Below are 11,564 nucleotides of genomic sequence, written 5' to 3'. Positions count from 1 at the left end.
TAATGAATATATTCCTTAACGTCTTTGAGGACGTCTTCATAGGTATCGTGCTTTGTAAGATAATAGCTTTCTGATTTGTAAGTGCCCCAGAATCGTTCAATAGGTTGGTTGTCCAAGCATCGGCTTACACGAGACATGCTTTTCATAAATCCGTATTTTATATGGAGCCAATTATACTCATGTGAGGTATATTGGAAGCCTCTATCGCTATGAAGAAGTGGAGTGACCCCCGAATTCTTACAGTAGGCTTTCTTCACCGTATCCATGACGAGTTTATTGTTGTTGGAGGGGCTTAACACCCATGAGACGATAGAGTTATCGTATACATCGAGAATAGCACTCAGATAGGCTTTACGACCGTTCCCGTACTTCAATTCTGTAACGTCGGTACACCACTTCATATTAGGAGCATCTGCTTGAAATTCACGGTTCATTACATTTTCCGCTACATGAATTTCTGAAGCTTTCACATAGTTGGGTCGTTTCCTGCGAATGACTGCTTTCAATCCAAGAGCACACATGATTCGATAGTAACGCTTTTTGTTGTAATTTTTCTTGAGTTTTCGGTTTAATTGGGTGCGGATTTGACGGTATCCGAGTGCTCCTTTTCTCTTGTCATAGCGCAGCTTTACTTCCTTAGCGAGTGAAATCATTTCAAGTTCTCTGGTGGATGGCTTCCATTTCAGCCATTTATAATAGGCAGACCTAGCGACTCCAGCTAGCTTACACAGCTTTGTGATGGCGTAGCCTTTCTCCGAGTGCAGTTCTTGGATGGCTTGATACAAGTCTACATGTCGAACTAAGGTTAACGTGTATTTCGTCGCCGGATCTCTGCCAACTTTTTTGCAAGGGCGTTCTCCATTTCCAGGTACTCATTTCGCGCCTCTAGTTCTTTGATCCGAAGCTTGAGCCGTTCATGATCATTTAGCTCTTCTACAGGCTTATTACGTCCCCGATGATCATGAAGCGCATCCTCACCGCCAGATTGATATTTACGAACCCATGCATACACCTGTTGATAAGAAACTTTGTATTTCTCAATCGACTTCTGATAATCGAAATCATTAGCGATCGTATATTGAGCAATTTCAATACGTTCTTGGAGAGTGGTTTTACGTCCTTTATTCATATGAGATAGTCCTTTTCCTTTACGAGTAGGTTTCATTTCTTCCCCACTAGTATACTTGGAAATCCATCTCGTCAAAACACTTTTACTCGAAATATGATATTTCTTCGTCGCCTCCCGTATGGAATGATTACCGGATAGGACATCCATGATTGCAGTAAGCCTCAGATCCTTTGAATAGGCTTTCCACCCTCTAGACTTCTTTAATCCCTCAAAACCATCTGCTTTATATTTTCTAACCCATTCTGTGACGGTGTGCCTATCTACCCCAAGCCGTTTCGCTTCATGAGTTGGGTTAGTTTCATTCTGAAGACAACGTTCTACGACATGTAACTTGATCTCAAAAGAAATTGGACTCTTTTTGGACATTAGAAAAACTCCCATCATTATAGAAGTAGAAGTTTTTGTTTTTTTCTACTGTCTACTATGATGGGAGCATATCATAGGTAGGGCGGTCTATTTCTTTGTGTTTTGATTAATCGCTACGACGATGGTTACAACCAGCGTCAGCAGCGCTATAATTAGCCCACCAAAACTGATCATGATCGTCAAAGCGTCTTTAATCTCCACAGGCATCACCTCCCTTCCGGGAGATTAGCCGACCGCCCTTTTAAGCCCGTTTCATGTACAAGTCCTATTATAGCAAAATGGCCAAAATAGAAAACGCCTTCCTGGGCGCTCTAGCACATTTGGTTTGGTTATAGAAGGTTCAGTGGTTACCTCTGAGTTTGTTTAAAATCGTAACCAGTCCTTTTGATCCTAAAAAAAGAGAAAGACCTAAAATAAATTCAAATATCCTTTGTACAATGAAAAAATAGGATTTATTAATAGCGGGATCTGATAGTAAGTTACTATTGATCATTTTTATTTCAGGGATAATTTGAAATAATTGCGGTATGGATCGTGCAAGCAAAACTAAACCAACCGTTGAAAACAATAATGACTGAACTTCTTTCAAGCCCAAGTTGGTGACTTTGGTCTCAGCTTTTTCATCCATATGAACCAGATACTTTGTTAATTTATTTGCACTGAACCATATGATCACACTGATCAGCGTTAACAGAACAAAGGGTCCTAAAGTATTCACAAAAAATATGGAATGATCCGCATTCGGACCATTGTTCAAGCTTCTCAATTGCAACCACACATTTATCGTATTTCCCAATTGGATGATTCCAAGAGAAAATATATAGATAGCCAACAACCGCACTGAGAGATAACCGATTTGTTTGATTGACAATTCATTCACCACCTTCTTCTAGATTGGACTTTTCAAATTTTAAGTTCGACTAGTAGAAATAATATCCTGCTTTACTTTATACTTTAAAGCAAGAAAGGTTAGAAGAATGGTAGAAGATCTGCTTTTTGCACAAAAAAAGCGCGACCCCCCGGAATTCTCGGGAACCGCGCTGCGCTTGAATAAGTAAGGATGCTGATGAGAGGATTCGAACCACCGACCTACGCATTACGAGTGCGTTTAAGGGGCGTTACCTCTCGTATTCTGCACGTAGCCTTAAACGTGCATTTATCCGATGACCTACGCATAATACGAAGCCCTACGTACTTCCACTATAACCCATGTCCGCGATAAACACAACTCTAATATTCACATTTTTTACCTATGAGATTTGGAAGCTGCGCGCATTGTACGGGGGCCTGCTGTCGCCCCTTCGCGTGGGTGCCTTGGGGTAATGCGTTACCGCACTAAAGCATTGAATAATCGTAGGGTTTACGATATGCACTCGTATGCAACCGATACCCCCAACGCACAGTATAAACGTTGCCCCTCCGACTCGCTGTAAACCCGCACCACTACGCGGTTTGTACCGTATATGCATAATTCCGCGTTATACACCGCATATACATTTCCAGTACCTTTCGCATAATGGCGCGGCTTAACACGATTCCCACTGGTAAATTATTCACCGCGGATCGAGACGTTTATACATCGTTTATGCAACGAGAAAAAGCCGAAAAGGCCGCACCCAGCCGTTTGACCCCCGAGTTTGTAGGCGCGTGTCTGCCAGGAGCTGCGTGCAGGTGAATCGCGGTATTAGTCCGAATAAATCCGAAAATAAAGCGCCTGTAACACGCATGATTACACGTTATCACAGGCGCACATCTATCGGACTCCCTACGTCTTAGCTCGCTTCTTTCCCGTTAATCATCGCATCTAATTCGCTGATCTCCGCGCGAATCTCTTCGTCAGTCTTAACTCGCGTCTGAACGGTATCACGCATATCCTCAACGACAGTACGATCGGTAAGCAATCCGTAGCGACGGAAGAACAGGTCAAGCGCTTTAACGGAAGGAACTCCGTTTGCTCCTCCGCGAATCAATTTCATTAATTGAACGTAGGCTTCCGAACGCATTGCGTCGAGATTACGCTCAGACAAGTAGTTAATGTAAGCTGCGAAATGCTCTTGCGATTTCCATTCGAATAAAGTCGAGCGAGCGATTCCCAACTCATCCGCGAGCTCCTGCATTGTCTTCTTCTTCCCACCCTCGCCCAATAACTCGCCCCATTCGTTCTGAACATATAACTGCGCGGCCTTCTGTTGCTGCGGTGTGAGCTGCGCCTCTAATACCTTCCGTTGTCTACTCATCAGTATCGTCCTCCTCTATTATCTTATTCGCGGCATCAATCGCAGCCTGTAGCGCATCCGGATCGGCTAATAGGCGCTTGGCTTCCTCCCGCGCGTCCATATCGTATTTGCCGTGTTGGTCGAATAGGTCGTGACCCAGGCCGTCATCTTTCGTCATCCATCCGATGTAGATGCGAATCTTACGCATTTCGTCGCTCGTATTAATTTCGTCAGTCTTGCCCGCGTCGATCATTTCGTTAATGTGCTTCATCATTTGAAGCGTTGCTCCCGCGCTGAATCCGTGAAGTCCGCACCAGAATCCGACCGAGCGCATGAGCATATGCGCAATCTCCTCATACTCCACAAGCTTGTCCATATCAATCCGCGTAACCTGTCCAGCCGCTAGGATCGACGCATATTTGACCGCGATTGCTCGGAACGGCTGCAGGCGTTCGACTAGCGCAAGCGATAACGGAATATCTACGAAATCTTCTCGCTCCGGCGGATCGGGCGTAAGTCCCTGTTCGATACGGATTTGACGCAGGCGCTCCGTTAATGCCGCGATGTCAACACGAAGCTCATCATTCGTCATCCTCTTCACCTCCCTCTAACGCAAGCAGAGCGGTAGTTATCTGATCCTCGAGCGCGTGAAGTAGCTCTATCCGTGCATCAACGTCCGGCCGCGTCGCTAGTACCGCGGAAATAACTGCGGCAAGCTCCGGCAACGGCTGCGATATATCGATCGTACATTCGATTAGATTACGTTGAATCATGCGATCCCCTCCGAATGAAATAGTAAAGCCGCCCCCGAAAGGACGGCCTTTAATTATTTGTTTAGTTGTTCTTTAAGTGCCTCGTTTTCTTTCTCAAGATTTTCTATTTCTTGGCTCGTTCTTTTATACGATTCGCTTTGGTCATATTTAAAATATTCCGAGTTCTTTTCTACCTCATAACCTTCTTCTTGAATCTTCTTTAACTCACTTATCCTCTGCTCGTTACTTTTTATCTTCTGTTCAATGCTTTCTCTTGATGAACTTGAAATATCGTCCAAAGATACAACCCCCTGTGAGTATCCTACCTTTTTATTTGCTAGATTTCCGACGTCTCTCACGGATACATAAGCCGATCCATCAACGATTATCGCCCTCGCCTCCGTCAATTCTCCATTATTATTTACTTGGGCAATCCCGTCTACTTTCTTACCGATTAGACTATTTCCAGCCGCGCCGACGACTGTTCCACAAAGTAGAAAGGTTGCTGCAACCGCTGTAATAACTAGTTTTTTCATCTGTCACGCCTCCACTGTTCCTTTTTGTTAATTATACCCAACGTGGAGGCACTATTAAATACTATTTTGGTATATTTACCGTAGCTAGTGTTTGCCCGGTACGGCTGTACATCTTCAAATTTCGAGTCGTAGCATCGAACGCTAAACTGTACCCTGCCTCGCTAACCTCAGCTTTATTGTTTAGTGCGGATGTATCCGCCTTACCCGCTAATTGTGAAGTGACAACTATTCGATTGCTTTCCGTAGGTGATCCGATATAGGAATAAGCCGGTAATGTCGCGCTCATAGCTGATAGCGTTATATCTAGCCCACTACTAATCCGGACGTCATTCGCTCCGTATACCTCTAGTTGCTTTGTCGAGTTTGTAAATCCGATATATGAACGGTATACTCCACCGTCTACAAACTCAATTCGACGGTCATTTGTCTGCCCGGTTAGCCCCATATATAAAACGTTTCCGATACGCGCGTCTCTCGTAACATTAATATCTGTATTAGACGTAATACTACCACCGATTAGGTTCGCGCCGGTTATCGTCCCCTGGGCCGTAATATTCCCTGAGAAGTACCCGTCCTTCCACGTAGATGAATTTAAGTTAGACGTATTGATTTGTGCAGAGTTCGCGGTTAGTTTGTTCGCGGTAACGTTTCCCTGCATATCAACGCGGAACGGCGCGGAACTAAAAGTCGTGTTCCCGGCCGCGATCCCATTTGTATTAATCTGTGTAACATTATTTCCGTCACCGATTAACAAAGACACGAAACTGCCGAGTTGTCCGCTTATTACTTCCGCGTTAATATATTTCGGCGTAATCGCGGTCCTCGCAGTGGCACCGCCATCAGTCGTTAATATGATGCCGTTCGACGTCATAATAACCTGATTGCGCGCGTCTGTTTTGTCCTGTAGCACAATTCCGCGCGTGTCGTACTTAACTTCCGTTTTCGAATTGTTTACGTCGATGACCGCTTCCTTCGCGAAGGCCTCGAATAGTTCCGTACGGATAAGGCCGCCAGAGGTCATATTATTGACGATACCTTTTGCGCGCTCTAGGTCGGCCATTATCTCCGCGAAGTCCTTACGCATCACATTCGCTACTTTGACTTGTGAATGCTTATCCATCGCGAACGGGTATTCGGTAATCTCGACAACACGCGCCGTTACGTTATCCAGTCCGAGAGCCGGATCGAGGCAATGAACGGTATCGCCGAGGCCGGGCTGTGTCTCCGTCCTATCCAGCTTGTGCAAATCAGCCGCGGACACGTCTACTTCAAACGATGGGATTTCATTATCAGTGAGCGTTTTGCGTGCTGATCGCAATAACTCGGCTACGTCGGTAATGTCCTGTTCGATCAATTCGCCGTCATAGTAGGGAATATCCGGGGACGCCCACACGTCCGCATACTGTGACACTAAATAGTTAGACTGTAATATCCCGTTTACAATCGCGCCAGGTATCGCTTGGAGCCGCGCCCGTTCTTCCGCGGTCAAGATCGTCGCCGGTTGTCCGATCCACGTGCGGCCGTCTTTCATCTGAACATATAGCCGCGTTACAAGGCTTTCAGTAGTGTCCGAGAATTTTGAGGAAACTATATTCTTTTGGAGTCGGTATTGGTGTCCGTGATCCGCGCCGATCTTCTTTCGAATATGAAGCGTGTAATTGTCCGCTTCAATCTCGGCATTATACATTTTGAGAACGTCATTTAACGCGGCCAGACAGTTCGTGCGGCCCCAATCCTTAATGTCGTACAGATCGAAGGTGTCGTGAATGACAAACGAAAAACGGCCGCCGGTAGCAGCCGCTATTCTGTCGGTTAATTGCGATATGTGCGCGCCATAAAGCTCCTTAATATAGGACGCGTAAGGGATTTTATATTCGCGAAGGTTGAACATAACGTGCTTACACTTTACCGCCGCCGTTAGTTTCTGCCCATCCCTGACGCGCTCTATGCTGTTCACCGTGTAGAACTGGCCGCGCTCGTCCTTTATTTGCCCTTTAAGCTGTATCTTGCTGCGAAAATCCTCAGAGTTCATCGGTACAAAAAAGGCCATCTCATCGTCGGAGTTTATCCGTCTTAGCCGCGTAACATCGTAAGCATCGACTAATATGCCGATACGCTTACGACTTCTATCGTATGACTGCAAATATTGCATCATATTGCCTTATCACCTCTATTTTGTGTCCGTTGCGCGAACCGTGCCCGTTCATCGAAAAATCCCCTTATATCGGCCCTGTCTTCGAGAACAACCTCGTCCACGCCAAGATCATAGTGGTTCGTGATTGTCGTTGTCGTAACTGCCCCGCCTGGCTGCGATACTGTCCGCGATGCAGCGCCCTGTAACGCGTCAAATAATACGGCCTGCTGCCGTGCATTAAGTACCATTTCTCCCGCGTGTACCTGCGCGATAACCGGCTCACCGTTAGCGCCCCGAACGATACCACCGACCGCGAAAGACTGTAACTTTTGTCCGGAATCTTCTAATATGCCGTACTTATCCCGGATCGCTTGGTTCCGCACATTCAGCCGTGCCATTTCCGCCGTATCTCCACGTGCTTTAGCGGCCGCCCATGCGTCCTTATTCGCGTTATACTCCGCCAGTTCGTCCGCTGTCCGAAGTGTCTCGACCTGCGCCATCTTTGCGTTGTACTGCGAAACAAACGAATCAAGTTCCTCGAGAATAGCCGCGTTAGCTTTGCCCGCTTCACTTACGCGGAATTCCGCAAGAACCGCTTCGATCATTTTGATATCGCCAGAATACGAATTAAAAGCGTCGATCAACTTATCAAACTGCGCTTCGGTTTCCGCGATCTCCGTATCAAAGGCGTCAGATCGCGCATTCTTCTCGTCCTGTATCGCGCCCTTTTGCGACTCGAGCTCACGCTTGCGGAGTTCCCGTTCGTGTTCGAGAATCATCCGGTCGCGGTCCTTAATCGCTTGCTCACGCTCGGCAATACCTTCGGGACCGACTGCGGAAGCGAGTTCGTCAATTCGCGCATTCTTCTCACGCAATGCCGTCTCGTGATCGACATCCGAGTTATATTCCGCTTCCTTCGCGATCAACTCATCAATAGCTTTGATCCGCGCATCATAATCGGCAAGCGCCGCCTCTTTCCGCTTCTTAATTGCGTCAAGTTCCGCTTTTTTGACGGATTCGATCGAGGCTTTCTGCACCTTAACGCTGTCCTCCGCGAGCTTCACGGTCTTGTCCATCAACGCCTTACGCGCCTGGTAAACTTGGTCATCCGCCCGCTTATAAAACTCGGAATCTGCGGCATAACGGTCTCTCACGCGAGTCCACGCCTTAAGTTTCATGTTCGCAATCTCATTCTCGGATTTACCCGATAACTCCATTCGGCGCTCTTCCTGCTTAATCCATTCCGCAGAGAAATCAAACTGAGACTTAACGGTGTCCTCGTTCAAGCGCTTAACTTGAAGGTCGAGTGTGCGCCGATCGTCGACGGTATCCTTGAGATGCCGTTCGTGAGTCTTACGCAATCTCTCGTAAGCCTTAATCTGCTTGTCCGTTGACCAATCAAACATTTCCGCCTGGAAACGGATCGTCGCAAGATCAGCATCATATGCCTTCTTACGAGCTTCGGCGGCGAGTTCTGCGGCCGACTTCGTCTTCTTTTCCTTCTTGGGCTTCTTTTCTTTCTCTTTGCCTGGATCGAATAGAGCAGAGCCACCGCCGGAGCCAGACCCCGGAATATTTCCGCCTTTTAGCTTCGCTTGTCTCTCGTTGATTTCGTTAAGGGCGGATTGTATCCGATTCTGATCGACGTAAAGCTCGTCTAGATTTTTTCCATTTCGGATACTCAACTTTTCCGCGTTCAAAGAATCGATATTCGACGTTGCATTATCCGCGTTAATAACGTCAAGCATTGTCTGCATCAGCGCCTTGTAGTTCTCGATCTGCGCCTCTACGGATTTCTTTTGCTCCTCGGTAGTTCGTCTTAACGACTCTAGTCGTTGATTCTCATAGTCGAGGGTCGCGTCCAGCATGTCGCGTTCTGCACCCATCTGCGTCTCTGCAAGATCGATATTCTCAATCCGCAAGTTTCCCTCTTCGTCCATCATCGCATGAAGACCGGGGTAGGCTGATGTTAACGATTGTGTGGCGGTGCGCAGCTCTGCCTTTTGCGCGGCGTCCAGTTCTTGTTGTGCGGTTAGGCTTTTATACGTTTCCAACGACGCTTCCAACGTCTTCAAACGTTCGTTGTTCGTCGCTGCGAGCTGGAATGTCGCGTCCTGCTCTTGGAGAATAGCGTTAACGGCGCCCTCGCTCGCCTCACGTAAATGTTCGATTGCTTTCGCCGCTTCCTCCGGCGTTTCAAAGTCCATTTTACGAAGGGATTTATCGAGCGCGTCGATTTCCTGCTGCACTTTGTTTATCTCTTTCGCGAGTTCTTGATCGATCGTTACAGCGGAACCGGCCTTTACCTTTGAGTAATCCGGCAGCTTGGCCTGCAGCTCTTCCATTTTCTTCTGCAACTTTTCGCGTTCTGAAAGTATGTCCCTAAGTTCTTCGATGTCAGCGCGTGCGTTTTTTAAATCGTTAGATGTCCAAGAAAGAGAATCGGCCATCTTCGCGTTAAGCTCTTCCTGACTTTGAGCGAGTCGCAAAACCTGACCTGCTGCTTTATCTGCGGCCACACCATACGCCGTTACCCCGGCAGCAACTGCGCCGACAAGTGTAAGTAAGAGGCCAACGCCTCCCATCGCGGATTTAAGTACGATAAAGGCCGCTGACAGCGCGCCAACTACTGCAATAAACGATGTAAATGCGAGAGAAGCTGCTCCAATCCCTACCGCGATGTCCTTGTTCTCCGTCGCCCATTCAGCCGTTCCTTTGATAAGCGGAGTTATACCGTCGAGAAGGTCCTGTAGTATCGGCAAAAAAGCGCCGCCTATTTCTGTCCGCGCCTGTTCAATCGTGCTGTTAAATGTTGCTTGAGTGCCCGCATAGCCCGCCATAGCTTCGTCGGCATTACCGGCAAACATTGCGGCTTCCGCCATCATTCCGTTATAGGCCGCTTGAATTTTGCCCGTTTCCGTAAGCTTTCCGGCAGTTGTGCCGAGAGTCTTCGCGAAACGATCGTACATAACTGATAAATTCGTCGTGATCCCGGCCGCGTCCGTCAGGTTCGAGTTACCTTGTTTAATCCCGCGTGCGGTCTGTAACATTGCTTGTTCTAGCGTGTAATGTGCCTCGCGGTTATAGGCAGCGGCGTCCGCCGTTGCGATCATCATGTTTTTTGTTTCCTCGAGCGTCAGCCCCGCGGATAAATACGTCTTAACCGTATCCGCAACCGTTGCGCGGTTCAAACTCCAACGTTCCGATAACTCCTCGACTAAACCAACGGAATCCTCGACGCTATTATTCGTCGATTTAGCTACCGCATACACGCCACGATACGACATGTTAAGTTGGTTGGCTTCCTCGGCTAACGTCTTAATAGTATCCACGATCTTAGACGCGGCTGCACCGGCCCCTAACGCTGACAAACCGGCGCTTAGACCATTAATTCCGGCCTTTGTCTTCTCAGCTTCCTCCGTTACACCTTTAAGCTCCCGCTCAACCTTCTCGATCTGATCGGCGCTGGCACCGACGCGTACTAACTCGTCCCGGACGGCCCGGAGTTGCGCCTCTGTCGGTCGTGCGTTAACTGTGCCTAGCGCTTTACTTACTTTCGATATCTGCTCCGTAGAAAGGCCGATCGCTTTCAAATTATCGTCGAAACTTGAAAGACCCTTTCCGGCATTCTCCGCAGCATCATCGAGCGCATTAAGACGGGCCGCGGTACTATCTGATACTTTGATTAGCCGGAGAAGGTTAGCTTCGACATTAAGAATTTGCTGCTCAAGCTTAGTCCTATCCGCGGCATTAAACGTCTCTGCGTATTGTTTCTTTAGTTCTGCAAGCTTACGTCGCTGCAGCTCAATCTTTGCGTTAACATTCTCAAGGGACGCCGAGAGGTGGGCGATTTTCTCGCCCGAATCCCCCATCGTTTTGATGTCAGCCGCAGCCTTCTTACTCTGCTCGCCGAGTTCGCGCGCTTTGGCTTTTGCCTGATCCATCGCGCTCGCGTAGTTTGAAATATCTGCCGTAACACGAGCCCTAACGCCCCCGACATCTACCATTTCTGACATTAGGAGATACTCCCTTCAAATAGAGCGCGGACCTTTTTCGCCAGTGATCTTATCTCGTTGATCTCAATGAGTTCGCTTAAGTATTCGATAAGCTCACTTGCTGTTGCGTTCTTCTCTATGTCTTCCGGTTCAATTCCTGTCAGAATGGATACAATTCTAGCTATCTCACTTAATGATTGATCTAACGCGACCAAGATAAACGCAGGAATATCCTCCTTTTCGGCAGTGAGCGCGCTTAACAAAGCCCTGGGAATTACATGCAGTTCCCTCGACAACTCGCTCCACTGCATAAGTTTAATTTTTGAGGCGGTGACTTGCTTCCCAGCGATGGTCAATTTTTTCGTTTTTGGTTTTATAAATCTCATAGTTATCCCCCTAGATTAAAAGTAAAAGCGAACCCGAAGGCCCGCCCTGC

General features: G+C 47.6%; 11 protein-coding genes. All 11 read right to left on the bottom strand.

Features of this window, described 5'->3' with window-relative positions; translation table 11 throughout:
- Window positions 1-785 (bottom strand): IS3 family transposase (locus BFJ94_RS22375; RefSeq protein ID WP_120465370.1); only part of this gene is annotated, 785 nt, incomplete at its 3' end.
- A gap of 20 nt (window positions 786-805) precedes the next feature.
- Window positions 806-1,495: a helix-turn-helix domain-containing protein gene (locus tag BFJ94_RS22370; protein ID WP_162944263.1), complete on the bottom strand. Its 690-nt coding sequence runs from the start codon at window positions 1,493-1,495 to the stop codon at window positions 806-808.
- Window positions 1,496-1,582: 87 nt separating this feature from the next.
- Window positions 1,583-1,702 carry a putative holin-like toxin gene (locus BFJ94_RS22365; RefSeq protein ID WP_438803714.1) on the bottom strand — a complete coding sequence of 40 codons (120 nt, stop codon included), beginning with the start codon at window positions 1,700-1,702 and terminating at the stop codon, window positions 1,583-1,585.
- Window positions 1,703-1,835: 133 nt separating this feature from the next.
- Entirely contained in the window at window positions 1,836-2,366 is a 531-nt protein-coding gene (locus BFJ94_RS22360; RefSeq protein ID WP_120464619.1) for a hypothetical protein, read from the bottom strand.
- A gap of 901 nt (window positions 2,367-3,267) precedes the next feature.
- Complete coding sequence (locus BFJ94_RS22355) at window positions 3,268-3,732, bottom strand: phBC6A51 family helix-turn-helix protein (protein ID WP_120464618.1); 465 nt, start codon at window positions 3,730-3,732, stop codon at window positions 3,268-3,270.
- A complete protein-coding gene (locus BFJ94_RS22350; RefSeq protein ID WP_120464617.1) occupies window positions 3,725-4,303 on the bottom strand; it encodes a hypothetical protein in 579 nt (192 codons plus the stop codon). Before BFJ94_RS22350 ends, BFJ94_RS22355 begins: the two co-directional genes overlap by 8 nt.
- A complete protein-coding gene (locus BFJ94_RS22345) occupies window positions 4,293-4,484 on the bottom strand; it encodes a hypothetical protein (RefSeq protein ID WP_120464616.1) in 192 nt (63 codons plus the stop codon). The genes BFJ94_RS22350 and BFJ94_RS22345 overlap by 11 nt, the downstream gene beginning before the upstream one ends.
- Before the next feature lie 53 nt (window positions 4,485-4,537).
- Window positions 4,538-4,999: a hypothetical protein gene (locus BFJ94_RS22340; protein ID WP_120464615.1), complete on the bottom strand. Its 462-nt coding sequence runs from the start codon at window positions 4,997-4,999 to the stop codon at window positions 4,538-4,540.
- Window positions 5,000-5,060: 61 nt separating this feature from the next.
- Complete coding sequence (locus BFJ94_RS22335; RefSeq protein WP_162944376.1) at window positions 5,061-7,154, bottom strand: phage tail protein; 2,094 nt, start codon at window positions 7,152-7,154, stop codon at window positions 5,061-5,063.
- The gene (locus BFJ94_RS22330) at window positions 7,151-11,149 is read right to left on the bottom strand and encodes a hypothetical protein (protein WP_120464614.1); all 3,999 of its coding nucleotides are present in this window, start codon (window positions 11,147-11,149) and stop codon (window positions 7,151-7,153) included. Before BFJ94_RS22330 ends, BFJ94_RS22335 begins: the two co-directional genes overlap by 4 nt.
- Window positions 11,149-11,514, bottom strand: coding sequence for a hypothetical protein (locus tag BFJ94_RS22325; RefSeq protein ID WP_120464613.1), 366 nt, complete (start codon window positions 11,512-11,514; stop codon window positions 11,149-11,151). Before BFJ94_RS22325 ends, BFJ94_RS22330 begins: the two co-directional genes overlap by 1 nt.
- Window positions 11,515-11,564 lie beyond the last annotated feature (50 nt).

Origin of the sequence: Paenibacillus aceti (genome assembly GCF_003614185.1) — a bacterium.
Taxonomy (GTDB): Bacteria; Bacillota; Bacilli; order Paenibacillales; family Paenibacillaceae; genus Fontibacillus; species Fontibacillus aceti.
Note: the sequence above shows the minus strand (reverse complement) of the source record. Positions and strands in the feature narration are given on the sequence as shown.